This is a genomic window from Nonomuraea sp. NPDC049152 (genome assembly GCF_040648355.1).
In the GTDB taxonomy this organism is placed as follows: Bacteria; Actinomycetota; Actinomycetes; order Streptosporangiales; family Streptosporangiaceae; genus Nonomuraea.
Window position 1 is genome coordinate 51,740 of sequence record NZ_JBEZDO010000030.1, and the last position, 24,375, is coordinate 76,114.

Below are 24,375 nucleotides of genomic sequence, written 5' to 3' on the forward strand. Positions count from 1 at the left end.
CGTACGGCATGCTCACCCTGGTCAACCGGACGACCCCGCCCTGCGTCCAAAGTGAGCGTGGCGACGGGGCGGGCCCGGTGCGAGCGCGGTGGCGAGTGCCGCCCCCGTCGCCGGCATGCGAGCGATCAACGTTCCACCGCCATGAACAGGCTGCCGTCGTCGGTCCGCCCGGGAAGCCGGTAGCCGTCCAGCTTGCGCGTGGCCCCTGTCGCGGGGTCGATGGCCATGACCTTCACGTTCCACCTGTTCTTCGCGTCGAGCGCGCCTGTCTTCACCGTCAGCACGCCCGCCCGCCACGCCAGGCCGTACGCCGAGGAGTCCAGCGACGCCCCGCCAGCCGGCCACCGCCCCGTGTTCAGATCGAACAGGCGGACCCTGCCCTGGTCCAGGGTCACCAGCGTGGTGCCGTCAGCCGACAGCGCCAGGTCGGCGAGCACGACGTCCTGCGGCGGGATCCAGGAGGCGGCCGTGCCGTCCGGCCTGTGCGCCGACACCTGGATGGTGTTGTCCCGCAGCAGCCGTCTGGACAGCGCCTCGTCACCGTCCTCGCTGAACCCGGCGAGTTCGCCGCCGACGGGCAGCGACACGGTACGGCCCGAGCCGACCTCGACGAGCAGGTCGGGGGCGTCCTTCGCGCGCCGTCCGTCGCCGAGCCGCTCGTCGTAGTGGTCGATGAGCAGCCGCTTGCCGTCCTCGGAGAGCCACATGGCCCTGACGTGCTCGCCCGAAGGGCCGACGAAGTCCTTGCCGCCCGCGAACGAGGCGACGACCACGCGCAGGTCGCTCGCGCGGACGTAGGCGAGGTGGAGACCGTCCCCGCTGATCGCGACCGGAGCGGAGTCCCACGGGGAGGTCTTGACCCGCGCGACCGACAGGCTCTTCCGCTTGCCGTCGGCGAACTCCAGCTGCCATGTGCCGGTCGGCACCTCGCCGTCGTAGGTCGGCTGCGCGTCCAGCCACGCGGCTCGAAGAGGTGTCGGGCCCGACGTGAAGCCACCGCTGAGCACCTGCGCCAGCAGGACGAACGCGAACGTGCCGTACAAGATCTTCACGTCTGGTTGGACCCGGAAGGCTCACCCCCGGTTGACAACGAATCAGTAACGGTCACCGAACGTGACCGGTTTGTACGGGTCAGATCCGTTACGGGCCGGGGGTGGCGGGCAGCGGCCGTCGCGCGTGGGATTCGAGCGTGGCGCGCATGGCCCGGGTGAAGCGGCCGGCCCCCCGCGCGTCGGGGGTGTAGGCGAGGACGGTGTGCCCGTCGAGGCGAGCCTGCATGCGGCCACGCAGCGAGCCCGGCAGTGCGGGCCCGAGCAGCGCGACGACCAGGTTGCCCCCGGCCGGGGAGAGGGTCAGATGCCGATCCAGGCGGCGGGGGTGATGAACAGGCCCGTGGCCTCCACCAGCGACTCGCCGTCCGGCAGCGCGATGCGACCCTCGGCCCACGTCTTGCGGCCCTCGGTGCGGGTGTACTCGGCGGTCGCGACCAGGACCGTCCCGTACGGCACCGGCCTGCGGTAGCGGACGGTCAGCGTGCCCGTCATCCCCGCCGAGCCCGCGGTGGCGACCGCCTGGCCGAGCAGGTGGTCGAGGATCATGGCGCTGATGCCGCCGTGGACGCCGTTCGGCGGCCCCTCGTGCAGCGGCCTGAACACCACCTCGGCGCGCACCCCTCCACCGAACACCTCGATGACCAGGGGAAGCGCGTGCGGGTTCGCGCCGCCCGTGACCGCGTTGCCGAGGTGCCTGAGCGTGCCGTGGGGGGCGATCTCGAACGGTTGCGGGGTCTGGCGGATCGTGGCGCGAAGGCGTTCGGTGACCGCGGTGAGCATCGCGGTGGCGGCCGTGAGATCGGCCTCGGCGACGTCGGTCAGGGCGACCGCGTCCATCAGATCACGGGTCTGCTGGGCAAGGGCGCAGAGGGCGGCGAGGCGGGATTCCTCGGTTCCTAGTTCGACCGACATGCGGGACACCCTACCGAACCCCATTCGGTAGATCTTTTCCGGATATGTCGGTTTTCGGGAGAAATTCCTGGAAGCCTCTTGACCTGGGGTTTCCACTCGCCAGGGGACTTTGCGGGGACTTGAGGAGTGCTTGACCTGCCCGTTCCCAAGGTAGCCTCCAACCTCACGAGCCCCATCGTGCACGGAAGGTCCCTTCATACTTCCATGACCCCAGAGACAAACAAGCTTCTCAAGCTCCTCGAAAACGAACTCGGCTACGCGGAGGGCAAAGGCGCGTACACCAAGTTCGGCGACTGGTACGGCAAGACGGTCGAGTTCGACGCCGACTACAGCGGCGCGCCCTGGTGTGACATGTTCCTGTCCTGGGCCGCGCACAAGCTGGGCTACGAGGAGTGGGTCGGGCAGTTCGCCTACACCGTCGCGCACGCGGAGTGGTTCAAGGAGAACGACGCGTGGGGGCACAAGCCGAAGCCCGGCGCGCTCGTCTTCTACGACTGGAGCGGCTCCAACAAGATCGACAATATCGACCACGTTGGCATCGTCACGAGGGTCGAAGGGGACACGATCTTCACGATCGAGGGCAACATCGACGGCGGCGTCGCCAAGCGCAAGGAACGCGACCAGAGCAAGGTCGTCGGCTACGGCTACCCGGAGAAGATCAAGAAGAAGCTGGAGGCGGCCAAGCTGAAGGAGGCCGAGGTCGACGGGTCGTTCCCGCCCGACACCGAGCCCAGCCAGGTCGACAGGCTCCAGTTGCCCCCGCAGTCCGAGACGACGGGCGTCACCGCGCTCATCCCCAAGCGGGAGACCGTCTCGCCCGATCCTTCGGTGTCCGCGGCGGGCGAGCAGGGGGTCACGCCCAGGATCTCGCCTTCCGTCCCCTCCGCCCCCGCCCCCGGTGACGCGCCCGCGACGACGACCGCAGGGCAGAAGCAGGGTGCCAAGAAGGGCAAGCACGCCAAGCCCGCCACCGCCGACACCGCGGCGGTCACCCGCGAACCCGTCACCGCGTTCAAGGACACGTCGGCCGCGACGCCGGTGCCCAGCCTCGGCGCTCCCGCCATCATCGGGCCGGTGCTGCTGGCCGCGCTCGGGCTGCTGGCCGTGGCCCGCACCCGCCAGCTGAGGGTACGGCCCGCGGCCGCCGCGGCCGCTTCCCGCTCGTCCCGCCAGCCCGCCGCCCGCCCCTCGACCACCCGACGGCTCGACCCCCAGCCGGAGCTCCAGCCCGACCGCGGTCCTGGTCGCCGCCGCGCCGCGGGGACGCGCCGCCGCAGGCCCGGATCGACGCGTCCGGTCGAGCCGCTGTTCACCCCGGCGACCACCACGCCGGAACTGGCCCCCGCGGCAGAAGCAACGACCCCCCTCACCGCACTGGCCGCACCCTCCAGCGTGGCGACCACCGGTTTCGACGCTCTTCCCGGCGCCGTCCGGTCGGACCTCGACGCGGCCGCCGCGCTCGCCGCGGGGCTGGCGGCCTCGAACGCGATCGTGGCCGAACTGGAGGCCTCGACCACGCCGTTCGACGCGTTCAGCACGACCGGACGCGGCCCCACCGGCGCCGATGACGCCATCCTGAACACCGACCTCGACCTGTTCGGATCCCGCCGCGACCCGTTCACGGACGACGACGCCATCCTCAACACCGACCTCGACCTGTTCGGCGGCGGCCGCAACCCCTTCAGGGACGACCACCCCGACCTGGACGTCTTCGGTACGGCTCCCGCCTCGGGGACCGGTCACGACGTCCTCGAGGCCTGGGAGGGGTCGGCCTTCGCCGCCGCCCATGAGCCCAGGTCGCTCGACGGCTACCGGGGCAGGCGCCGCCGCAGGGAGCACCCGGCGGACGAGACGACCACGTTCAGGCCGGACGTCCCTGCGCGCGGCCGCCGCCACCGGGCCGCGGAGACCGTCAGGACCCACCGCGCCACCTCCACGGGCGCCCCCGCCACCACGTTCTCCCCTGACGCCCCGCTCAGAGGCCGCCGCCACCGCCAGGCGACCCCGGCCCGCTCGGCCGCCCAACCGGTCCCGACCCGCGCGACCGCCCAACCGACCCAGACCCGGACGACCCTCCCATCAGGTCAGGGCCGGGCGGCCGTCCAGCCTGTGCCCGTCCCCGAGCCGTGGCACACCCTGTGGGAGGCCGTCGAGAGGGAACCCGCCCTCGTCGGCGCCGGCCTCTCCCCTGAGACGGACACGGCCGGCCGTACCGCCAGAGGCCGGAGGGGCCGCCACCGAGCCTGACCCCGGCGCCGACGCCGGTCAGACCCCGTACTCGGCGGCGAAGGCGGTCAGGCGGTCCACGGCGTCGCGGGTGCGCGTCCAAGGGCGGACGATCAGCCGGTCGACGCCCATCGCCGCCCACGCGGTCACCTCCTCAGGCGACGCCAGCCCGTACGCGTGCACGGTCACCGAGCAGGGCCGCCCGCCGCGCAGTTCGGCCAGCCGTTCCAGCTGTGGCCTGGCCGACTCCAGCGTGTGCGGCATGCTGATCCAGCCGTCGCACAAGGTGGCGGCCCTGCGCAACGCCGCCGCCGACTCGCCGCCCGCGAGGATGGGGAGCGGCTGCTGGATCGGTTTCGGCTCGAAGGCGACCTCAGGGAAGGTGAAGAACCGGCCGGAGTGGGCCACGGACTTCTCCGACCACAGGCGGCGGGTCACCGCGATGGCCTCGTCGAGGCGGGGTCCCCGGGTGGCGAAGTCGACTCCGGCGGCGATCCACTCACCGGGGTACCAGCCCGCCCCGACGCCGCAGATGGCCCGCCCTCCGGAGACGAGGTCGAGGGTGGCGAAGGCGCGGGCGGAGACGAAGGGGTGGCGCAGCGCGAACAGGTGCACCGCCGTACCGAGCCTGATCGTGGAGGTGAGCCCGGCGAGCCAGCACAGGTAGGCGGGGGCGTCGAACAGCGGGGTGTGCGGGGTGATGCCGGGCGCGGCGGAGCCCGGGTAGCGAGCGAGCGACAGGTCGGTGGCGAAGACGAGGTGTTCGGGCATCCACAGCGACTCGAAGCCGAGCTCGTCGGCGGCGACGGCGACGTCCTTCCACGCGGCGGGGTGGAGGAGCCCGAGGGGGACGCCGAACTTCACGCGCCGAACACCGCCTCCGTGACGCGGGCCCTGTGGAGGGCGGTGGTGCCGTAGGCGGCGGTGAGCGACCAGGTCCTGGCCAGCCAGAAGCGCAGGTCGAGCTCGTGGGTGTAACCGATGGCGCCGTGCACCTGGAGCGCGGTGCGGGCGGCGAGCGCCGCGGCCTCGCCCGCGGCGGCCTTCGCGGCGCTGACGTCACGGTCGACGCGGGACGGCGGCAGGGAAGCGGTGCGGTCCACCGAGAGGGCCGCCCTGTGGACCAGGGGCGCGGCGAACTCCACCGCGATCGCCACATCCGCCAGCTGGTGCTTGACCGCCTGGAACGCCCCGATCGGCCGCCCGAACTGGGTCCGGGTCTTCGCGTGGTCGACCGACCTCGCGAGCAGCGCCCTGGCCACCCCGATGAGCTGTGCCGACACCCCGACCGTCACTCTGCGCAGAAGAAGGTCCGCCCCTGCGAACGCCTCGCCTGGCCCCACGGCGCTCACCGAGAACGGCACGCGCCCAGGGTCCACACCCGGCTCCGGCTCCAGGACCGGGCTAGCCACCGAGTGCCCCGCGACGTCCACCACCACCTCGGCCAGGTCAGCGTCCAGCGCCACACCGTCCACGAGCAGGCTGGCCCGTCCCGCGAGCGGCAGGTGCGGCGCCGCGGCCAGGGTCTCCACGACGGGCCCCGTCATGGCCGCCCTGCCCGTCTCCTCGAGAGCGGGGATCACGTCGATCAGCGACAACCCGAGCCCGCCCGCCTCCTCACCCACCAGCGCGGCGAAGAAGCCCAGCTCGGCCAGCTGCTTCCAGCCTGACCCCCGGTCCGAGGGGTGGCAGTGGTCGCGCAGCACCTCCCGTACGGCGGCGCCGAAGGAGAGCTGTTCGTCGGTGAAGGTGAAGTTCATCGGGGCAGCCCCAGGACGCGTTCGGCGATGATGTTGCGCTGGATCTCGTTCGTTCCCGCGTAGATCGGCCCCGCGAGGGAGAACAGGTACCCGTCGAACCACGGCGTCGACGCGGCGGCCGGACCAAGGAGCTCCATGGCGAGGGTGTGCATGCGCACGTCGAGCTCGGACCAGAAGACCTTGCCGAGGCTCGTGGTCGCGCCGAGCTCGCCCATGACGGCTCCGAACGTGTGCAGCCGGTAGGCCTCTGCGTCGATCAGGCACCTGGCCGCCCTGTCCCGCAGCACGGGATCGGCGTCGCGGGCCAGGGACACCAGCCGGTCGGCGGTGGCGAGGAACCGTCCGGGACTGCGCAGCGTGAGACCGCGCTCGGACGACGTGGTCGCCATCGCGATCTTCCAGCCTTGCCCGACCTCGCCCAGGACCATGTCGTCGGGCACGAAGACGCCGTCGAAGAACAGCTCGGCGAAGCCGTGGGTGCCGTCGAGCTGGGCGATCGGCCTGACGAGCACGCCGTCGAGCGGGAAGAGGAAGTACGTCAGCCCGTGGTGGCGCGAGCCCGAGGTCCTGAACAGGCCGAAGCCGTGGGAGGCGAAGGCGGCGCGGGAGCTCCACGTCTTCTGCCCGTGCAGGAGCCAGCCGCCGTCCACCCTGACCGCTCGCGAGGTGAGCGCCGCCAGGTCGCTGCCCGCTTCGGGCTCCGACCAGGCCTGCGCCCATACATCCTCCGCTCGCGCCATCCTCGGCAGGAGCCTGGCCCGCTGCTCCGGCGTGCCGAAGGCGAAGAGGGTGGGCGCGAGCAGGAAGATGCCGTTCTGGCTGACCCTGCCGGGAGCGCCGGAGGCCCAGTACTCCTCTTCGAAGATCAGCCACTCCATCAGGGAGGCGGCCCGCCCGCCGTACTCCTCGGGCCAGGAGACCACCGACAGGCGCGCGGCGGCCAGGTCCGCCTCCCATGCGCGGTGCGCCTCGAAGCCTTCCCGCGTGTCCATGGAGGGCAGCCGCGGGGGCACGTGACCCGCGAGCCAGTCCCTCACCTGCGCGCGGAAGGTCTCCTCTGCGGGGGTGAAGTCGAGATCCACTCACCCAACCTAGCGCACGCTTGGTTACTTGAGAAGCTCGACCAGCCGCTCCGCCAGCGGGGTGGCGCTGGCCGGGTTCTGCCCCGTCACCAGCCGGCCGTCGACCATCACCCTCGGCTGCCAGTCGGGCGCGGGCTCGTGCGTGGCGCCCTTCGCGACCAGGGCGTCGGCCAGCAGGAACGGCACGACATCGGCCACTCCCGCGGCCTTCTCCTCGGCGTTGGTGAAGGCGGCCACGCGCTTGCCCGACACCAGCGGGGTGCCGTCGGACAGCGTCAGGTTCACCAGCGCGGAAGGGCCGTGGCAGACGGCGGCCACCACACCGCCGTTCTCGTAGACCTCCCTGCCGATACGGGCGACGCCTGGGTCGTCGGGGAAGTCCCACATGGTGCCGTGGCCGCCGGAGAACAGGACGGCGTCGAAGTCGCGACCGTCGAGGTCGGCCAGCCTGCCCGCGTCGCGCAGCTCGTCGGAGGCGAGGAAGGCGGGCTGCGCGGGGTCGTCGGGGTCGTAGCCGTCCTGCGGCGGCTGCCCGCCGAGAACGCTGGCCACCCGCACCTCGAACCCCGCCTCGCGGAAGACGTGCCACGGATGGGCTGCCTCGGAGACGTAGTATCCGGTCTTTCGCACCCCGCCAAGGTCGTCATGGCTGGTCAGGGCGATCAGAATGCGCTTGCTCATGACCTCGATGATGCCTCTCCAAGCCATCAGCGACAAATAGCCGAGCAGGCCTGTAGGCATCATAATACTGATATGTCGCTGTCACTGGACCTGCTGAGAACCTTCCTCGCCGTGCACCGTACGGGCTCGATCACGGCCGCCGCGCAGACGCTCGAGCTGTCGCAGCCCGCCGTGACGGCGCAGGTCAGGGCATTGGAGGCGGCGCTGGACCGGCCGCTGTTCGACCGGTTGCCTCGGGGCGTCGCGCCGACCGCCGCGGCCGACGAGCTGGCCAGGCGCGTGGCCGGATCGCTCGACGCGCTGGCCGAGGTGGTGGGCTCGGAACTGCCCTCGGGGCAGAGCGTGCACCTGGGCGGGCCCGCCGAGTTCGTGTGCGTGGAGGCGATTCCCGTCCTCGCGCCGCTGGTCGCGGAGGGGCTGGTGCTGCGCACCACGTTCGGGCTGACCGATGACCTGCTGACCGAGCTGGCGGCGGGGCGGCTGGACCTGGTGATCTCCACGGTACGGCCGCGCGTGCGCGGCGTGCAGGCCGAGGCGCTCTACGACGAGGAGTTCGTGCTGGTGGCGGCGCCGGGTGTGCCGATGGACGGGCCGATCATCGCCTACGCGGAGGACCTGCCGATCATCAGGCGCTACTGGCGAACGGTCTTCGGGCGCCGGGCGAGCATGACGGCGCGGGCGATCATCCCCGACCTGCGCGGCGTGCTGGCCGCGGTGCGCGCGGGGGCGGGCGTCTCGGTGCTGCCCGCCTACCTGTGCGCCGACGACCTGGCGGCGGGACGGCTGGTCGCGCTGGCCTCGCCGGAGGTCCCGCCCCTCAACACCGGCTACCTCGCGGTCCGTGCGGGCGGCCTGGCCAGGCCCGCGGTGGCCACGGTGTACGGCCACCTCCTCGCGGAGTTCAGGGGAAGACTGGCGCCTACTCGGTGAGCCTGGCGGCGAAGGCGTCGAGTTCGGCGACGACCTCGGTGGAGATGCCATGGCGGGGCAGGCGCGAGGCGAGAGCCGTACCGAAGCCTGCCATCCTGACGGTGTCATCGATGAACGCGTCGAGATCCTCGGGCCAGGGGAAGGACGGCTGGCTGATCAGCAGCGAGGCGCACCCGTGCGCCGCCGACCACAGCCCCAGCGCGAGTGTCTGCGGGTCGCCGCGCAGCACGCCCGCCGCCACGCACGCCGAGACGGCCTCGACCATGTAGCCGAAGCACGCCTCGGCCGCCGAGCCCGAGCCCTGCCGCATCATCAGCACCCTGTACTGCGCGGCGTGGTCGAGCGCGAAGCGCACGTAGACCCTGCCGCACCTGCCCAGCGCCCTGAACGGGTCGTCGATACCGCGCGCGGCCTCGCGCATCCGCCGTTCGAGCTCGTCCCACGCGCGCAGGCAGACCGCCTCGATCAACGCGTCCTTGTCGGCGAAGTGCAGGTAGACCGACGGGGTCGAGACGCCGGTACGGCCCGCCACCGCGCGCAACGTCAACGCCTCCTCGCGCCCCGTCTCGACCAGGAGCTCCTCGGCCGCCGCGAGGATCTGCTCGCGCAGCCTCACCCCTTCGCCAGGATTGGCGCGTACCCGCTTCATCCCATCAGGTTGACATCGTCAGGTTGACGCCGTCAATGTGACCATATGACGACATTTAGGGATGCGACCGCTGTTGCCGCGCGCGCGGACGGTGGTTTCGACGCCACGCTGGACGAGAAGTGGAGCGTCGGCGACAAGGCCCACGGCGGCTACCTCCTGGCTGTCATGGGCAGGGCCGCCATCGAGAGCGCGGGTCAGGACCACCCGCACCTGACCGCGGTGAGCGGCTCGTTCATCTCGCCGCCCTCGTTCGGGGCCGTGCGGATCGACGTGGAGACGCTGCGCAGGGGCAAGGCCGTCACCCAGGTCCGCGCCCGGATGTCCCAGAACGACGCCCCGCTCGTCGAGGCCCTGATCACGCTCGGCCGCCTCGGCGAGGACGACCCGTGGTGGTCGGGGCTCGAGCCGGTGGAGCTGCCCGACGAGCAGGAGTGCTGGCTGTCGCCCACCGAGCCCCCGGGGGCGGGGATGCGGGTGTCGCTGATGGAGGTCGTCGAGCAGCGGCTCAACCCGGCCCATCTCGCCTTCGCCTTCGGCGAGCCTGCCCGCCAGGGGGTCATCGCCGGCTGGCAGCGGCTGGCCGACGGCTCCGACTGGGACCCGCTGTCGCTGCTGGTCGCCATGGACCCGGTGCCGCCGGTCTCCTTCGACCTCGGCGCGCCCGGCTGGGTGCCCACGATCCAGCTGTCGGCCTACATCAGGCGGCTGCCCGCGCCGGGACCCCTCAGGGTACGGCTGACCGCCGCCGACGTGACGGCCGAGCGGATGGACGAGACCGCGCACGCCTGGGACGCCAAGGGCCGCCTCGTCGCCCAGGCCACCCAGCTCGCCGCCGTCCGCACCCCGCCCCAGCCGTGAGGCGCCCGGCTGATCATCCTGGCGGATCCACCGGGGCGGCTCAGCCGTAGATCGCCCGGGTGATCACCACGGCGCAGGTCTCGATGGCCTGCGCCGACTGGTCCTCCGCGGTCTTGGAGTCGAATTGACGTGCTCCTCCGCATGAATGGGGAGGATTCTCATGACCGCTACGCGGCCACCCCTTGCAGAGTGGCACGGGTAATCCCACCATGAGTTGCTTGACGCTTCACAGGCCCCAGTACGGCAAGGCCTCCACGTCCAGTGACCACCTGTCCGGCGGCTGAGTTGTACCGATACAACTGGGTGCGGGCGGCGTTGACGTCAGCGTTGCCGATCCACCCGCAAGCTCGGTTCTTGCACACGAACCGGGACTGACTCTCCCGCGAGCCCTCGGTGATCGTGTGACAGGCGTGACATTCCCGGCTGGTGCCCGGTGCCGGGACGACGGCGACCTTCCCACCCTTGTCGATCACCTTGTAGGTGAGGAACTCGGCAGTGCGCGACCATGCCTCGCAGGCGATGGCCCGGTTCAGGCCCCGTTTTTGCGCGACGTTCGTCCCCGGCGCTTCGATGGTGCCGGACGCGGAGGCCAGCATGTTCTTGACCTTGAGGTCTTCGAGCACGATGGTCCCGAACCGGTCGGCGAGCTCGGCCGTGGTCTGGTGCTGCCAGTCGGTGAGGCGGCGCTTGGCTTTCGCGCGGAGCTTGCCGATCTGGTCGTAGGTTCTCTTCAACCGGTTGCTGGTGGGCCAGCTCGGTGTGGCCGCTCGTTTCTGGCGGGCGGCTTTCCGCTCCAGGCGGAGCAGCCGCTCTTGTTCCCCGCCTGTCAGCCATTCCTTGCGGTGGCGGATTTTCTCCCCGGTGGCCAGGGCCAACGGCACGGTGATGCCGCGGTCGATCGCGGTTGCCGGTCCCGCGTGCGGGGCGGGCAACGGTTGCTCGGTCTGGGTACGGAAGACGATGTGCCACCCGCCCGGCTCCTTGACCAGCCGCGCCCCGGTGATCTTCCCGTCCGGGCCGCCCCGGGTGAGGCCGAGCAGGTCCTTGGTCCACCGGAACCGGACCCGACCGAGCTTGGGGATGTTGACCTCGCCCCACCGCCGGTTGATCCGGGTGATGTTCAGATCCCGGCCTTGGGGGACGTCCACGGCCATCCGGGCGCAGAACCGGCCCTTGAACGTCGGGCGTCTGGCCGGATGGTCGGGGTTGAAGAAGTTCGCCCACGCCTGCCGGTAGGTCTTCAGGACGGCTTGCGCCGCCTGCGCGGGCAGATCCTTCAGCCAGTCGATCTCCTTGCGGGCCTGGCGAATCGCCTCGTCACACTGGGCCAGGGACGCGAGGCGTCCCTGGCGGAAGGTGCAGAACTCGTGCAGCAGGTTCCACACCACCCGCGCGTTGTGCGCCTGGCCGTCCAGGGCGGCGATCTGCCGCTCGTCCAGGTCCAGGCGCGCAACATGAGCACGGTTGCGTTTCTCCAGCCCCACAAGGCTCACCCTATCGTTTGGTGTATGCGTGGTCACGCTCGGTTCCAAAAGTACGGGTCAGGGCGTGCTCAGGTCCTGGAGAGTGACCCGCGGCGTTGTCAGCCGAGATAGGCGGCGCGGACCACGGGGTCGGCCCTGATCGAGGACGGCGGTCCCGTCGCGATGACCTTGCCGAGGTCGAGGACGACGAGGTGGTCGCAGGTGTCCATGACGAAACCCATGTCGTGCTCGACCAGCAGCACCGTGGTGTCGAGCGCGGCGACGACCTCGCGCAGCCGGGCCGTCTGGTCCGCGTCGAGCCCCGAGGTCGGCTCGTCGAGCAGCAGGACGGCGGGGCGGTCGGCGAGCGCGCGGGCCAGTTCGACCAGCCGCCGCTGTCCCACGGGCAGCGCGGCCGCGTAGGCGTCGCGCAGCGGCAGCAGCCCGCACAGGTCGAGGACCTCCTCGACCCGCTCGCGCCGCGCCGCCTCCAGCCGCCGCCTGCCCGGCAGGCCCGCGAGGTCGGCCGGCACGCCCCCGCCCCCGCCGCGCCACTCCATGGCGGCCAGGACGTTGTCGGCCACGGTGAGGCGGCCGAAGACCTGCGTGCGCTGGAAGGTCCTGCGCAGCCCCGCCCGCGCCCGCCGTACCGCGGAGACGCCGGTCACGTCCGTGCCGGCGACCAGCACCCGCCCCGACTGCGGGCGGCGCAGGCCCGAGACGACGTCGAACAGCGTGGTCTTGCCCGCGCCGTTCGGGCCGATCACGCCGCATACCTGCCCGTCCGGCACGGTGAAGGAGACCTCGGACAGGGCGCGGACCCCGCCGAAGGCCACGCAGACGCCCTCCACGGCCAGCGTGCTCATGACGACACCCCCAGGTAGGCGGCGGTCAGCCGGTCGGCGTCCACCTCGGAGCGAGGGCCCGTCCAGGTGACGCGGCCGAGCCGCATGAAGGCCACCCTGTCGGCCACGGCCAGCGCCTCGGTGGCCTTCTCCTCCACCAGCAGCAGCGCCACCCCCCGCTCGCGCAGCTCGGCGAACAGGGCGAAGACCTGCTCCACGATCAGCGGGGCCAGGCCGAGCGACGGCTCGTCGGCGATCAGCACGCGGGGCGGCCTGACGAGGGCGGGCGCGAGCGTGAGCAACTGCTGCTCGCCGCCCGACAGCGCCCCCGCCGGCACGGTACGGCGGGCGGCCAGCTGCGGCATCCGCTCGTAGACCTGGTCGGGCGCGTCCAGCCAGGTCCGCAGGTTCTCCTCGACGGTCAGCCCGGGGAAGACGCCACGCCCCTCGGGGGCGAGCAGGACTCCCGCGCGGGCCCGCAGGTGGGCGGGCAGGCCGGTGATGTCGCGGCCGTCGAGCAGCACCCTTCCCGTGGTGACCGGCACGTCCCCTGCCGCGACGGCGCAGGTGGTGGACTTGCCCGCGCCGTTCGCGCCGAGGAGGGCGACTACCTCGCCCGGCCTGATCTCCAGGTCGACGCCGCGCAGGACGGTCACGTCGCCGTAGCCGGCCACGACCCCTTCGAGGCCGAGCACCGGGGCTGGTCCCGGCGTCCCCTCCCCGCGGGCGCCGGCGAGCTGTTCAAGGCGGTCTCCGGGAAGCGCGGAGGAAGCGGCAGCCCGCGATCCGGGCGCCTCCTCCCGCCGGACTCCGGCGAGCCCTTCGGGCGGGTCGCCTGGGGCAGGGGACGGGGTGGCGGTCCCTCGGGCGCGGTCCTGAGGAGAGACCGCGGGCTCGGCGGCGCGACCGGCGCGGCGGCGGTGGCGGGCCTGGGCCAGCTGGGCGAGGACCCCGTCGGGATGCCTGGCGAGGATCATGCCGCCGGTCCCGAACAGGATCGCGCCCACGTGCGCCGAGATCTCCCACCCCGCCAGCAGCTCGGGGAAGATCGCCGCGATCAGCCCGCCGAGCACCGCCCCGCCGATCCTGCGCACGCCCTGCAGCACCACCACGGCCAGCCACACGAACCCGGCGAACGCCGGAAGGTCCGTCGCCGTGATCGACCCCTTCGACGTCGCGTACAGCACCCCGCCCAGCCCCGCGATCGCCGACGCCAGCGCGAACAGCATGATCTTCGTGCGCGGCCCCGACACCCCGACGGTCGCCGCCGCGGCGGGCGCCGACCTGACCGCCAGGATCGCCCGGCCGGACACCGACCGCTCCAGGTTGCGGACCACGACCCCGACCAGCCCGATGAGGACCAGCAGCAGCACGACCCGCACGCGTGGATCGGCGGTGTCGGCGAAGCCGAACGAGAGCGCGGGCAGCGGCCAGCCGATGGTCCCGTTGCTGAAGGCGTCGACCTGGAAGAGCACCTGGTCGGCGAGGAGGGCCAGCGCGAGCGTGGCCAGCGTGAGGATCCGGCCGCCGAGCCGCAGCGCGGGCAGCGCCACCAGCATCCCGACGGCCGCGGCCGCCAGCACCCCCACCAGGATCGCCACGGGGAACGGCCAGCCGGAGGAGAGCGCCCACCCGCAGGTCAGCGCGGCCATCGCGGCGAAGGCGGCCTGGGCGAGGTTCACCATCCCGCCGATGCCCGTCACCACCACGAACGAGCAGAAGATCAGCGCCAGCACCAGCCCCTGCGCCACCACGCCCACGTAGAAGTCGTCGGCGGGCCTGGTGAACGTCCAGGCCAGCAGCGCCGCCAGCGAGACCAGCCACGGCAGCCGTCGCCGCCACACGGGCAGGTCGGCCAGGTAGTCAGGCGGCGGCACGTCCTGGGCCGCGCTGCCCGCCACCCGCTCGCGCGACCTGTTGAGCAGGACGAGCCCGACGAACAGCAGGATCACGGGGACGGCGGTGCGCAGCCCGGTGATCTCGGCCGCGAAGTCCGCGTAGCCCGCGACCAGGTTCTGCACCACGCCGAGCCCGAGTCCCGCGGCGAACGTCCACGGGATGGAGCGCAACCGCCCGAACACCGAGGCGGTCGCCGAGGCGAACAGCAGCACGGTGAACGCCCCCGAGTCCAGCCCCACCACGGGGACGGCCAGCACTCCCGCCAGGCCCGCCAGCCCCGAGCTGAGCGTCCACGCCAGCGCCGAGGTGGCGTCGGCGTCGATCCCGCGCAGCGTGGCCAGCCCCCGCCGGTCGACGGAGGCGCGCATCCGCAGCCCGTACGGCGTGTGCCGCATGAACAGCCACAGCCCCGCCGCCACCAGCGCCGCGACACAGAACGTGATGAGCTGGTCGGAGTCGAAGGTCATCCCGCCGAGCGCGACCTCGGCCGCGGGGTAGGGCCCGACGCCGTGCGGAAGGGCGGTGGCGTCCGCGGGCGGCAGGCCGAGCGGCCCGTCCACGAGGTCGGCGATCAGCAGGCCTAGCGCGGGCAGCGCGATCGTCAGCCCGATCGTCGCCACGATCTGCGCGGTCTCGCCCGCGTGGGCCAGGCCCCTGAACATCGCCTTGTGCAGGCCGTACCCGAGCAGCGGGGCGAACCCGAGTACGGCGAGCAGGGCCGCGGCCCATCCCGGCCACCCGAGACCGACGTTGAGCTCGAAGAAGACCAGCGCGGTCAGGAAGCCGACCGCCCCGTGGGCGAAGTTGAACACGCCCGTGGACGCGTAGGACAGGGTCAGGCCCGACGCCAGCACCGCGAAGACGGCGCCGGTGACCAGTCCGCTCAGGACGTAGGCGAGCATCTACTTGAGCGGCACGTTGTCGAAGCACTTCATGCTCTTGGCGACCTGGTAGGCGCCGCCCTGGAGCTTGACCAGCGCGCCGCAGCCGTTGGGCTCGTCGTGGTCCTTGGGGTACTGGATCTTCCCGAAGCCGGCGTTCTCGTAGCTGAACGCGCCGTTGCCGGTGGCGAGGAACTTCTCGCGGGTGAGGTCCTTGCCCGTCTGTTCCAGCATCTTCAGGAAGATGTCGGCCGACCAGTAGCCGATCGCCAGGTGCTGGGTGAGCGTGGCGCCGGGGGCGACCTTCTCCACGTCCTGCTTGAGCTGGGCGATCTCGGGGGCGCTGGACTCGAAGGGCTCGAACATCGGCGCGGCGATCACGCCCTCGAGCGCCTGGGCCGTGGCGGCGTCCTTGAGGATGGCGGAGTCGTAGCTGGTCGCGTCGCTGAGCACGCCCTTGTACCCGGCCTTCTTCAGCGCCGAGTAGAGGCCGACGTTGAACTTGGTGCCCGCGATGATCGACACGACGATGTCGGGCGGCGCGCCGCCGTTCGAGGTCATGATCTTGTCGACGTAGGGCAGCCAGTCGGCCGGCGGCGCGGCGGCGGGCAGCGCGGAGTTGAGCCCGACGAGCTCGAACCCGGCGGCCTGGAAGGACTGGGAGATGGTCTTGCCGCCGTACTTGCTGCCGCTGGAGTCGGAGGTCTGGACGTAGACGGTCTTGCCGTCGGCGCCGCCGAGCAGGTCGGCCATCTGGTTGCCCCACCAGGTCTGCGAGCCCGCGCCCGCCTTGGGCGCCAGGCAGCCGTTGTAGCCGAAGCCCGTCTTCGTGCCGCACCACTGCGGGCCCGTCGCCCAGCCGAACCACGGCACGCCCTGCTGTTCGAGGAAGACGGCGCCGCCGAAGTTGGGGGCGTGGACGGGGACGAGCGCGAAGACCTTGTCCTTCTGGACGAGCTTCTTGGCGGCGGCGTCGCCCTTGGCGGCGTCCTGGGTGTCGTCCTCGGCGCCGACAAACTCGATCTTCCTGCCGTGGACGCCGCCCGCCGCGTTCGCCCGCTCGAACCTGGCCTTCGCGCCGATCTCCGCGTCCTTGGTCGAGTAGCCGCTGGCGCTGGTCTTGGTGAGCACCCCGCCGACCTTGACCGTCGTGTCCGTCACTCCGGGGGTCTGTCCACCGCCGCCCGGAGCCGCCGTTCCCTGTTGCGCCGCGCACCCCGCGAGCGTCACCACCGTTGCCAGCACCACGAGTTCTCGCCGCAACCCAGCCTCCGCCTTTTTGGCCTAGCGCTCGCTTGGTTTTGCGTCAGCGTAGGTTCGGGCGGAATGGGTGTCAACGCTTCTAAACCAAGCATTTGCTTGCTAGCGTGTGGCGCATGCTGATGCGCGCCGCCGTCCTCACCGGATTCCACCAGCCGATGGAGATCCGCGAGGTGGAGATCGACGATCCGGGCCCCGGCGAGGTGCGCGTCCAGATCAAGGCGTCCGGCGTGTGCGGGTCCGACCTCAAGGCGATCGACGGCAAGAGCCCCGTCGTCCGGCAGCTGCCGTTCATCCTGGGCCATGAGAGCGCCGGAATCGTCGAGAGCGTCGGCGAGGGCGTGACGGCGGTCGAACCCGGCGACCACGTGATCATCGCGATGAGCGGCGCGTGCGGGAAGTGCCGGCACTGCGGAGCGGGCCGCTTCCACCTCTGCTCGGGTCCCGCCAGGCTGACCGCGATCATGGGCGGGGCGCCCAGGATCACCATGGACGGCCAGGAGACTCGCAGGTTCATCGGCATCGGCTCCTTCGCCGAGTACGCCGTCGTCCGCGAGGCGATGTGCGTGAAGATCGCGCCCGACGCTCCCTTCGACGCGATGTGCCTGCTCGCCTGCGGCGTCATCACCGGCGTCGGCGCCGTCCTGAACGTCGCGCGGGTCACCCCCGGCTCCAGCGTCCTGGTCGTCGGCTGCGGCGGCGTCGGCCTCAACGTCGTCCAGGGCGCGGTACTGGCGGGCGCGACCACGATCATCGCCGCCGACGTGGTCGAGCAGAAGCTCAAGCTCGCCGCCCACTTCGGCGCCACCCACACGCTGCTCGCCGGCGACCTCCCCCAGCAGGTCGGCGAGATCGTGCGGGGTGGCGTCGACTACGCCTTCGACGCCACTGGAGTCGCGAGCGTCCTCGGCCAGGCCTTCGCCGCCACCCAGCCCGGCGGCACCACCGTCATGGTCGGCAGCCCCGTCGCGGGCACCCCCCTGACCGTCGAGCCAGGGCTGTTGTTCGCGTCCCGTCGCCTCATGGGCACCCAGGGCGGCGACGCGGCGCCCCTGCGCGACCTGCCCATGCTCGCCGCGCAGTACCTCCGCGGCCGGCTCGACCTCGACGGGCTGGTCACCGAACGCCTCCCCCTGACCGACATCGACCAGGCCGTCGCCCACGTCCGCCAGGGAGCCGTCGCCCGCTCCGTCATCGTCTTCTGACCCTGTCCGGCCGCGCCGCGCCCTACGATGGTGCGATCATTCGCGGCGGCCGGCGGAAGCGGGACGATGACCACACTCGAGCAGGGGCGTGACACCCGCACCAGAATCCTCGCCGCCGCCCGCGCGCTGTTCGCCGAGCGAGGCTACGCCGCGACCTCGCTGGCCGACATCGCCGCCGCGGTCGGGCTCACCAAGACGGCGGTCGCCTACCACTTCCATCCCAAGGACACGCTGGCCGCCGAGCTGATCGCGCCCTGCGCCGACGACATGCTCGACCTGCTCGGAGCGGACTTCCCCGACCGGAGCGCGTTCGTGACGGCCCTGGTGGCGTTCACGGTACGGCACCGCGCGGTGATCAGGCTGGTCATGGAGGACCTGGGCGGCGCCGACGACGCGCCTCCCGGCTCGCCGGGCGAGGCCATCAGAACCTTCCGCGACGAGATCTTCGCCAAACTCGTCGGCCCCGACCCCTCGCAGGAGACCCGGGTGCGCGGGTGGGCCGTGCTCGGCGCGCTCCAGTGGGGCGTCGTCCAGACGATGGACCTGCCCGAGGACAGCGTCCTGCCCACCCTGACCGCGGCCGCGCTCGCCATCTGACCCCGAGACCGGCGAATTCGGCAGGCCCTGACGTCACACCCCGACGGCCTCACCGATGGACGCGCGCCGGCGTCACATGAGGGTGTCCTCCGCGAATGTCAGCCACCGGCGGTCCCATTGCTTGCCGAGATTCTCCGCGTATCCCGCCGCGACGAATTTCTCGCGAAGCGCGGCCCGTCCCGCCCGGTCGCCGATACCGTGCGCCTCCTCGTTGGTCAGCGGTGGTTGTCCGGCCGCGCGGCGAGCGTCCTGCGCGTCGGCGATCGCGCGGTCGTAGGACGAGCCGTAGCTGTCGATCATCTCGGTGCCCCTGGTACCGGCGGATTGCCGCGCGAACTCGTGCGCCTTGACGTCACCTTCGACCTCTTCGTCGAGCCCCGCGTTGATGAACTCCTCGCGCCCCATCCGGAGGGCGTCGGGTGCGTTCTGGTGGCGGGCGTGGTTGACCTCGTGCACATAGGTTTCGGCGAGGCTCGCCGCCGAAGACGAGTCCGCGCTCCCGATCCGCAGCACGTTCAGAGAATCGGTGAAGTCCCCGGCCGCCGAGAAGCCGCCCGCCAAGTCACCGACCTCGCTCTTCAGGAAGAGGACGGTGATGCCGTGGTCCCGCACCCAGGCCAGCGCCTCGCGCCCCGCCGGAGTCCGGGCGAGCTCCTCCTCGGTCCTCCTGCGCGCCTCCTCGTCGGACGGTTCGAGACCGTACTTGACGTAGTACTTGGCGGCGGCCGCGGCGACGGGCAGCGCGGGTATGGACATGAACAGCCCGGTCAGGGTCGCCCTGGCGCGCACCAGGGTGCCGACCACCACCTCGCCGACGTGGCGCCGCGCCTGGAGGAGCAGGGTCCGCAACGCCTGCCGTACGCCCACCAGCCGCGCGGCCCAGAGGACATAGCCCGCGGGTCCTGCGATCAGGGCGCGGACCAGCGACACGGCGAGCACCGCGAGCATGTAGAGGACGACCGCCTTCCAGGCGACCCGCACCACCACGACGACCATGGTGCCGGCACCCATCAGCTCCGCGGCCCCCGCGCCGGCCGCCAGCTGGCGGCTGGGGCCGTCTTCGCCGTGCCACATGGTCTGGAGGGCGGCCACGTCGGCACCGCTGTTGGCGGTCCAGAGGTACTCGGCCGCGGGTTCGATCCGCTTCGACCCCTGCCGCAGTTCTCCGCCCAGCTCGATCCATGCCCTCGCCCTGCGCATCCGCTCCTGATCGTCGTCGTCCGGCAGGGGTGCGACATCCTTGACCAGGGCATACAGCTTCGCCAGCGAGCCGGACAGATCCACCGGCTCACACGTCCGCGCGAAGGTCGAACGCGCCGTCCCTGCGGATGGCGGCCACGGAGGCCGCCTCACCCTTGCGGTGGTTGGCGGAGGCGGTGGAGAGGTCTTCGGCGACCCCGTTCAGGCGCCGGACCAGCGAGGCGTAGGCCACGACCGCCTCCTCTCGCACAGCGGTGTACTCCTCGTCGAAGAGCGCGCCCGGTGCGCCGGCGTCGCTGTCGGCCCGGCCGTGGGCGCCGGCGAGGGTCCGGCCGATGAGCTCCTCCAACCGGTCGGCGACCTTCTGGATCACGATGGCGGTGGACCGCAGGCTGTCGTGATCGACCTGCAGGACCCGCTGCTCGTCCTGGGATGGCATGGGTCCGAGGATACGAACACGCACTCGTGCGTCCGGTGAACGCGACTTGATCAACGGGCCAACAGCGGAAGACGATCATCTGCCCGCGGTCATCCGGTAGGCGAGCCCTCACCCGAGGTCGGTGTGGGGGTCGGCTCGGGGTCGGTGCCCGCCGGTGGATCCACGTCGGGCGGCGTGGACGGCTCGGCCGGGTCGGGGAGCGACTGCGCCGCCACGCCCACCGTGATCACGATCGCCCGGCCGGGCCCTGCGCACGTGCCGGGCGGCACGCTCTGCCCGAGCACCGAGTCCACCGCGCCGACGTCGACCACGATCTGCGGGCGCAGCCGTACGGCGAAGCCCGCGCCCCTCAACGACGCCCGCGCCTCGCCCCTGGACATCCCCACGACCGACGGCACCGGCGCACCGCGCCGGGCCACCGTCAGCGCCACGGCCCGGCCAGAGGTCACGCGGGCGCCCGCTCCAGGCCTGCTGCTGATCACCTGATCGTTCGGCAGGTCGGAGCAGCTCCTGCTGATCTTCCCCACCTTCAGCCCCGCGGACGTCAGCGCGGAGGCGGCAGCCTCGCGGGACAGGCCCGCCAGCGCGGGCACCTCGACGCCGCTCGCCGACACCCGCAGGTCGACCCTGGAGCCCCTGGCCAGTCTGGTTCCCGGACCGGGCGTGCTCCTGAGTACCTCGCCCGCGGGCCGGGAGGAGCCGGCCTCGGTCACCGATCCCGCGACCAGTCCTGCGCCCTCGATCGCCGCGATCGCCGCGGAACGGTCCATCCCCACGACCGCCGGCACAGGGAACAGCATCGGCTGGGCGGGAGGCGAGGCGGGAGACGAGGCGGGGGCCGTCGCGGGCGGCGGACGCTCGGTCGTCGCGGGCGTGTCCCTCAGCTTGCCCGAGCTCTGCCGGCCGGACGAGGGCGCGGGCGTCGAGGCGACGGCCACCGGCTTGGGCGCGGTGGCGGCTGGGGTCCCGACGCTCCGCAGCGCGGGCACCAGCACCGCGACCAGCACCGCGGCACTGATCAGAAGTGCGCACGAGACGGCCAGCGAGACCCTGTTGGCCGCGGGCCCCACCCAGCGGCCAGGATGCGTCGCCTCCGGCGTCCGGCCCGCGGGGCCCGGCCATGAGGGATGCGCCTGGCTCCAGCCACTCGAGAGATGCTCGTCCGACCAGGGGACCACGGGGTGCCCGGCGGAGGCCCCGCTCCGTCCCGAGGCGCGAGCCGCTGCAATCGGTCTGGCGCCCGAGACGGACTCGGCGCCGCGCTGCGCGGGGATCTCGGGCAGCAGGTATCCGCCGGCGGCGCCCGTCGCCTCCGGCTCGGCCAGCGGGTGCGGATCCACACGCAGGATGTGCGGCGGAGGTGAGCGCAGCACCTCCACCGGCACGCCTTCGCCCGCGTCCAGCAGCTCGAGCAGCAGTTCCCTGCTGGTGGGCCTGTTGCGCGGGTCCTTGTCCAGGCAGTGCGCCACCAGGTCGCCGAGCTGCCCGTCGAGCCGGCCCAGCATGGGCGGCGCGGTCAGGATGCGGTGGAGCACCGGTGCCACCGAGTCCTGGCCGAACGGCGCGGAGGCGTTGGCCGCGAAGCACATCGTCGCGCCCCACGAGAACACGTCGACCGCTCCGGTGATCGCCGACGCGGTGATCTGCTCGGGCGCCATGTAAGCGGGAGTGCCCACTCCCCTGCCGCTGACCGTCGCGGCCGCGTCCAGTGCCTTGGCGAGGCCGAAGTCGATCACACGCGGGCCGTCCGACCCGAGCAGCACGTTCTGCGGCTTGAAGTCGCGGTGCACGATGCCCGCGCGGTGGATGGCGGCCAGCGCGGTGGCCGTGCCGACCGCGAGCCGTTCGAGCGCGCCGCCGCTGCGCGGCCCCTCCAGCGCCACGTCCCTGGCCAGCGAGGGCCCTTCTACGTACTCGCTGACGATGTACGGCCTGCCGTCGTCGAACCCGGCGTCGACCACCTGCGCCGTGCAGAACCGGGCGACGTGCTTGGCCAGCTCGACCTCGCGCATGAAGGCCGCAGGCTCGTCCCCCACAGGTCCGTGCAGGAGCTTGATCGCGAAAGACTCCTCGCCTGAGGTGCCGAGGTAGACGATCCCCTGACCGCCCTCCCCCAGCCGCCCGGACAGTTCGTAGTCGCCCAGTCGCTGAGGGTCCCCCGTCCTGAGCGGTTTCGGCACGGGCGCCTCCCCTCGCCGCCCACCGGTGACCTCTCTACTGAAGTCGAGGGATCGCGGCGCGTCAACGGACCGTGACGCCGTTGTAACGTCCTATTTCTGGATACTTCCGGTGTAGCGAGGGGTGTCTTCACCGGCTCTGATCACCTGAAACGTGTAGCCACGCGTGCCCTCGGCGGCGAACACCACCCTGCCCGGATGGCATCCCTCGCCCCTGACCTGCGACAGGTCGTAGGTGGCCGTGTCGATTCTGGTCAGGACGCCGTCACAGTGGAGGCCCTCTCCCCAGCGCATCGTCCCCTTGCCCGCGTCACCCGGCAGGCTCAGCCGTATCGAGAAGGTGACCTTAGAGCTAGGGTGATGCGCCGCGCCCGACCACTCGCCGGCGAGGGGCGGTGGCTCGCTCCGCCACGGGCTCGCGACCACCAGCGCGCCCGCCGCCACCGACAGGGCGCCCGCGGCGGCGGCCGCGATCCACCGGCGCGGGGCGCGGCGGGGCCTGACCCGGTGCTCGCCTGAGACGAGTGTGGCTCCGTGCCCCACGTCCGCCGCCTCCTGCCACGTTCCGGCCGCGCGACCGGGAGCGGGCTCCTCTCGCGCGCCTCCCCCTCCGGAGGTGGCCGCCCTCTGCCGGGGGATGCCCGTGTCCGGGCCGATGGGACCGCCGAGCAGGGCAGCCAGCGCCTCCTCCGCTGTGGGCCTGCCCCCCGGCGCCCTGGCCAGGCACGCCACGACCAGCTCGCGCAGCGGCCCCGACAGCTCACCGAGATCCGGCGTGCCGTACAGGATCCTGCCGAGCACCGCGGGATAGGAGTCGGCCGCGAACGCCGCCCGCCCGCTGGAGGCGAACGACATGGTCAGCCCCCACGCGAACAGGTCCACGGGCGTCCCCGCCGGCTCGCCGCTGATCTGCTCGGGCGCGAGGTAGGCGGGCGTGCCGACGGGCTGCGCGCCGAGCGTGCTGGTGGAATCGAGCAGCCGCGCGATCCCGAAGTCGATCACCCGCGGCCCTTCGCGGTCGAGCAGCACGTTCTGCGGCTTGAAGTCGCGGTGCACGACGCCGGCCCGGTGGATCGCCGCGAGCGCGGTCATCGTGCCCACCGCGAGCCGGTCGAGCGACCCGCCCGCGCGCGGCCCCTCCCGCATGACCAGCGCGTGCAGCGAGACGCCCTCGACCAGCTCGCTGACGACGTACGGCCTGCCGTCGGCCACTCCCGCGTCGAGCACGCGCGCCGTGCAGAAGGGCGCGACCCTGCGGATGCTCTCGATCTCCGCCAGCAACCGCCGCTCGGCGCTGTGGCTGCGGGCGTGCAGCCACTTGACCGCCACGCGCTCCCCCTCGGGGGACAGGGCCTCGTAGACCACGCCCTGGCCGCCCTCCCCGAGACGGGCGAGGATCCGGTATCCCCGCAGGTCCTGCGGATCGCCTGGTTGGAGGGGGCTCGACGGCATGCCGACAACTATAGGAACGCGGCATACCGATCAAGAACCGGCAGGACCTCGTCGGCCGTCCCGCTCGGCAGCGACAGCACGGTCTCCTCGATGCCGAGCGTGGCGTAGTAGTCGAGCTTGCCGTCAGTGGGCAGCGTGCCGAACGGGATGACCTTCGCCGTCGCCGACGCCTCCCTCAGGGCGGGCAGCGCGGCCTTGATGCCCTTGCCGCCGATCGGCATCCACCCGTCGGCGTACTCGGCGACGTGCGCGAACAGCTTGGGCCCCGCCGCACCACCGACGTAGACCGGGGGTCCCGAGAGCGGCTTGGGCCACGACCACGACGGCTCGACGCCGTCGAAGACCGCGACCTCCCTGCTCCACAGCGCCTTCATCGCCAGCACGTTGCGCCTGGCCGCCTCCCTCCTGTCCTTGTACGGCACGCCGTGGTTCTCGATCTCCTCCACGTTCCAGCCGAAGCCCACCCCGACGACCACGCGCCCGCCCGACAGGTGGTCCAGCGTGGCGACGGCCTTCGCGGTGACGATGGGCTCGCGCTGGGCGGCCAGCAGGATGCCGGTGCCGAGCGTGATCGTCGAGGTCACGGTGGCCGCCGAGGCGAGGGCGACCAGGGGGTCGAGCGTGCGCCGGTACTCCTCGGCGAGCTGCGGCGTCCCCGTCGGCGGCGGGGTGCGGCGGGAGACGGGGATGTGGGTGTGCTCGGGCAGGTAGAGGGAGGAGAAGCCGCGTTCCTCCGCTGCCCTGGCCAGGTCGGCGACGGGCATCGCCAGGTCTGTGCTGAACATCGTGACGCCAAGCCGCATGACC

At 72.2% G+C, this 24,375-nt stretch carries 22 protein-coding genes; 5 read left to right on the forward strand and 17 right to left on the reverse strand.

The window, feature by feature from the left end; translation table 11 throughout:
* Positions 1–125 precede the first annotated feature (125 nt).
* The 3 genes from AB0B45_RS39495 to AB0B45_RS39505 all read right to left on the reverse strand — a co-directional run bounded on the left by AB0B45_RS39495 (position 126) and on the right by AB0B45_RS39505 (position 1,964).
* Positions 126–1,052 carry a hypothetical protein gene (locus tag AB0B45_RS39495; RefSeq protein ID WP_358141870.1) on the reverse strand — a complete coding sequence of 309 codons (927 nt, stop codon included), beginning with the start codon at positions 1,050–1,052 and terminating at the stop codon, positions 126–128.
* Between the two features lie 88 nt (positions 1,053–1,140).
* Positions 1,141–1,278 (reverse strand): hypothetical protein, encoded by a 138-nt coding sequence (locus tag AB0B45_RS39500; protein WP_358141873.1) that lies wholly within the window; start codon positions 1,276–1,278, stop codon positions 1,141–1,143.
* 74 nt (positions 1,279–1,352) lie between these two features.
* Positions 1,353–1,964, reverse strand: a complete 612-nt coding sequence (locus AB0B45_RS39505; protein WP_358141876.1) for a PaaI family thioesterase — start codon at positions 1,962–1,964, stop codon at positions 1,353–1,355.
* A gap of 204 nt (positions 1,965–2,168) precedes the next feature.
* Between AB0B45_RS39505 and AB0B45_RS39510 the strand changes: the two genes are divergently transcribed.
* Positions 2,169–4,211 (forward strand): CHAP domain-containing protein, encoded by a 2,043-nt coding sequence (locus AB0B45_RS39510; RefSeq protein ID WP_358141878.1) that lies wholly within the window; start codon positions 2,169–2,171, stop codon positions 4,209–4,211.
* Positions 4,212–4,229: 18 nt separating this feature from the next.
* On the opposite strand, the gene AB0B45_RS39515 is transcribed toward AB0B45_RS39510, so the two are convergent.
* Genes AB0B45_RS39515 through AB0B45_RS39530 form a run of 4 tightly spaced genes read right to left on the reverse strand, consistent with a single transcriptional unit; the run spans position 4,230 to position 7,713 of the window.
* Positions 4,230–5,054 (reverse strand): TIGR03619 family F420-dependent LLM class oxidoreductase, encoded by an 825-nt coding sequence (locus tag AB0B45_RS39515; protein WP_358141881.1) that lies wholly within the window; start codon positions 5,052–5,054, stop codon positions 4,230–4,232.
* On the reverse strand, positions 5,051–5,950 hold the full coding sequence (locus tag AB0B45_RS39520) for an acyl-CoA dehydrogenase family protein (RefSeq protein WP_358141884.1): 900 nt from the start codon (positions 5,948–5,950) through the stop codon (positions 5,051–5,053). Before AB0B45_RS39520 ends, AB0B45_RS39515 begins: the two co-directional genes overlap by 4 nt.
* Positions 5,947–7,032, reverse strand: coding sequence for an acyl-CoA dehydrogenase family protein (locus tag AB0B45_RS39525; protein ID WP_358141887.1), 1,086 nt, complete (start codon positions 7,030–7,032; stop codon positions 5,947–5,949). Before AB0B45_RS39525 ends, AB0B45_RS39520 begins: the two co-directional genes overlap by 4 nt.
* 24 nt (positions 7,033–7,056) lie before the next feature.
* Entirely contained in the window at positions 7,057–7,713 is a 657-nt protein-coding gene (locus AB0B45_RS39530; RefSeq protein ID WP_358141889.1) for a type 1 glutamine amidotransferase domain-containing protein, read from the reverse strand.
* A 72-nt stretch (positions 7,714–7,785) separates the two neighbouring features.
* Here AB0B45_RS39530 and AB0B45_RS39535 point away from each other — a divergent pair, with 72 nt between their 5' ends.
* Positions 7,786–8,643, forward strand: a complete 858-nt coding sequence (locus AB0B45_RS39535) for a LysR family transcriptional regulator (RefSeq protein ID WP_358141892.1) — start codon at positions 7,786–7,788, stop codon at positions 8,641–8,643.
* Here AB0B45_RS39535 and AB0B45_RS39540 read toward each other — a convergent pair.
* Entirely contained in the window at positions 8,633–9,292 is a 660-nt protein-coding gene (locus AB0B45_RS39540) for a TetR/AcrR family transcriptional regulator (protein WP_358141895.1), read from the reverse strand. The genes AB0B45_RS39535 and AB0B45_RS39540 overlap by 11 nt on opposite strands.
* 45 nt (positions 9,293–9,337) lie before the next feature.
* On the opposite strand from AB0B45_RS39540, the gene AB0B45_RS39545 reads away from it, so the two are divergent.
* Positions 9,338–10,150: a thioesterase family protein gene (locus AB0B45_RS39545; protein WP_358141897.1), complete on the forward strand. Its 813-nt coding sequence runs from the start codon at positions 9,338–9,340 to the stop codon at positions 10,148–10,150.
* Positions 10,151–10,317: 167 nt separating this feature from the next.
* On the opposite strand, the gene AB0B45_RS39550 is transcribed toward AB0B45_RS39545, so the two are convergent.
* The 4 genes from AB0B45_RS39550 to AB0B45_RS39565 form a co-directional block, all read right to left on the reverse strand.
* Positions 10,318–11,634, reverse strand: coding sequence for a transposase (locus AB0B45_RS39550; protein ID WP_358141899.1), 1,317 nt, complete (start codon positions 11,632–11,634; stop codon positions 10,318–10,320).
* A 98-nt stretch (positions 11,635–11,732) separates the two neighbouring features.
* On the reverse strand, positions 11,733–12,479 hold the full coding sequence (locus AB0B45_RS39555) for an ABC transporter ATP-binding protein (RefSeq protein WP_358141902.1): 747 nt from the start codon (positions 12,477–12,479) through the stop codon (positions 11,733–11,735).
* Positions 12,476–15,259, reverse strand: coding sequence for an ATP-binding cassette domain-containing protein (locus AB0B45_RS39560; protein WP_358141904.1), 2,784 nt, complete (start codon positions 15,257–15,259; stop codon positions 12,476–12,478). Before AB0B45_RS39560 ends, AB0B45_RS39555 begins: the two co-directional genes overlap by 4 nt.
* Positions 15,260–16,501 (reverse strand): ABC transporter substrate-binding protein, encoded by a 1,242-nt coding sequence (locus tag AB0B45_RS39565; RefSeq protein ID WP_358141907.1) that lies wholly within the window; start codon positions 16,499–16,501, stop codon positions 15,260–15,262.
* Positions 16,502–16,614: 113 nt separating this feature from the next.
* Between AB0B45_RS39565 and AB0B45_RS39570 the strand changes: the two genes are divergently transcribed.
* Together AB0B45_RS39570 and AB0B45_RS39575 are read left to right on the forward strand one after the other, a co-directional pair.
* The gene (locus tag AB0B45_RS39570; RefSeq protein ID WP_358141910.1) at positions 16,615–17,703 is read left to right on the forward strand and encodes an alcohol dehydrogenase catalytic domain-containing protein; all 1,089 of its coding nucleotides are present in this window, start codon (positions 16,615–16,617) and stop codon (positions 17,701–17,703) included.
* A gap of 66 nt (positions 17,704–17,769) precedes the next feature.
* The gene (locus AB0B45_RS39575; RefSeq protein WP_358141913.1) at positions 17,770–18,300 is read left to right on the forward strand and encodes a TetR family transcriptional regulator; all 531 of its coding nucleotides are present in this window, start codon (positions 17,770–17,772) and stop codon (positions 18,298–18,300) included.
* Positions 18,301–18,372: 72 nt separating this feature from the next.
* Here AB0B45_RS39575 and AB0B45_RS39580 read toward each other — a convergent pair whose 3' ends face one another.
* From AB0B45_RS39580 to AB0B45_RS39600, 5 genes are all read right to left on the reverse strand, one after another.
* Entirely contained in the window at positions 18,373–19,584 is a 1,212-nt protein-coding gene (locus tag AB0B45_RS39580; RefSeq protein ID WP_358141916.1) for a hypothetical protein, read from the reverse strand.
* Between the two features lie 4 nt (positions 19,585–19,588).
* Positions 19,589–19,939 (reverse strand): hypothetical protein, encoded by a 351-nt coding sequence (locus AB0B45_RS39585; protein ID WP_358141918.1) that lies wholly within the window; start codon positions 19,937–19,939, stop codon positions 19,589–19,591.
* Between the two features lie 89 nt (positions 19,940–20,028).
* On the reverse strand, positions 20,029–22,119 hold the full coding sequence (locus AB0B45_RS39590; protein ID WP_358141921.1) for a PASTA domain-containing protein: 2,091 nt from the start codon (positions 22,117–22,119) through the stop codon (positions 20,029–20,031).
* A 90-nt stretch (positions 22,120–22,209) separates the two neighbouring features.
* The gene (locus AB0B45_RS39595; protein ID WP_358141924.1) at positions 22,210–23,568 is read right to left on the reverse strand and encodes a serine/threonine-protein kinase; all 1,359 of its coding nucleotides are present in this window, start codon (positions 23,566–23,568) and stop codon (positions 22,210–22,212) included.
* A gap of 8 nt (positions 23,569–23,576) precedes the next feature.
* Positions 23,577–24,371, reverse strand: a complete 795-nt coding sequence (locus AB0B45_RS39600; protein ID WP_358141927.1) for a TIGR03619 family F420-dependent LLM class oxidoreductase — start codon at positions 24,369–24,371, stop codon at positions 23,577–23,579.
* Positions 24,372–24,375 lie beyond the last annotated feature (4 nt).

What these genes read in the sequence shown, in the direction of transcription:
- AB0B45_RS39595 (WP_358141924.1), bottom strand. Translation starts at nt 23,568, where the DNA reads ATGCCGTCGAGCCCCCTCCAACCAGGCGATCCGCAGGACCTGCGGGGA.
- AB0B45_RS39500 (WP_358141873.1), bottom strand. Translation starts at nt 1,278, where the DNA reads ATGCAGGCTCGCCTCGACGGGCACACCGTCCTCGCCTACACCCCCGAC.
- AB0B45_RS39570 (WP_358141910.1), top strand. Translation starts at nt 16,615, where the DNA reads ATGCTGATGCGCGCCGCCGTCCTCACCGGATTCCACCAGCCGATGGAG.
- AB0B45_RS39585 (WP_358141918.1), bottom strand. Translation starts at nt 19,939, where the DNA reads ATGCCATCCCAGGACGAGCAGCGGGTCCTGCAGGTCGATCACGACAGC.
- AB0B45_RS39510 (WP_358141878.1), top strand. Translation starts at nt 2,169, where the DNA reads ATGACCCCAGAGACAAACAAGCTTCTCAAGCTCCTCGAAAACGAACTC.
- AB0B45_RS39505 (WP_358141876.1), bottom strand. Translation starts at nt 1,964, where the DNA reads ATGTCGGTCGAACTAGGAACCGAGGAATCCCGCCTCGCCGCCCTCTGC.
- AB0B45_RS39600 (WP_358141927.1), bottom strand. Translation starts at nt 24,371, where the DNA reads ATGCGGCTTGGCGTCACGATGTTCAGCACAGACCTGGCGATGCCCGTC.
- AB0B45_RS39555 (WP_358141902.1), bottom strand. Translation starts at nt 12,479, where the DNA reads ATGAGCACGCTGGCCGTGGAGGGCGTCTGCGTGGCCTTCGGCGGGGTC.
- AB0B45_RS39520 (WP_358141884.1), bottom strand. Translation starts at nt 5,950, where the DNA reads ATGAACTTCACCTTCACCGACGAACAGCTCTCCTTCGGCGCCGCCGTA.
- AB0B45_RS39560 (WP_358141904.1), bottom strand. Translation starts at nt 15,259, where the DNA reads ATGCTCGCCTACGTCCTGAGCGGACTGGTCACCGGCGCCGTCTTCGCG.
- AB0B45_RS39575 (WP_358141913.1), top strand. Translation starts at nt 17,770, where the DNA reads ATGACCACACTCGAGCAGGGGCGTGACACCCGCACCAGAATCCTCGCC.
- AB0B45_RS39545 (WP_358141897.1), top strand. Translation starts at nt 9,338, where the DNA reads ATGACGACATTTAGGGATGCGACCGCTGTTGCCGCGCGCGCGGACGGT.
- AB0B45_RS39530 (WP_358141889.1), bottom strand. Translation starts at nt 7,713, where the DNA reads ATGAGCAAGCGCATTCTGATCGCCCTGACCAGCCATGACGACCTTGGC.
- AB0B45_RS39535 (WP_358141892.1), top strand. Translation starts at nt 7,786, where the DNA reads ATGTCGCTGTCACTGGACCTGCTGAGAACCTTCCTCGCCGTGCACCGT.
- AB0B45_RS39540 (WP_358141895.1), bottom strand. Translation starts at nt 9,292, where the DNA reads ATGAAGCGGGTACGCGCCAATCCTGGCGAAGGGGTGAGGCTGCGCGAG.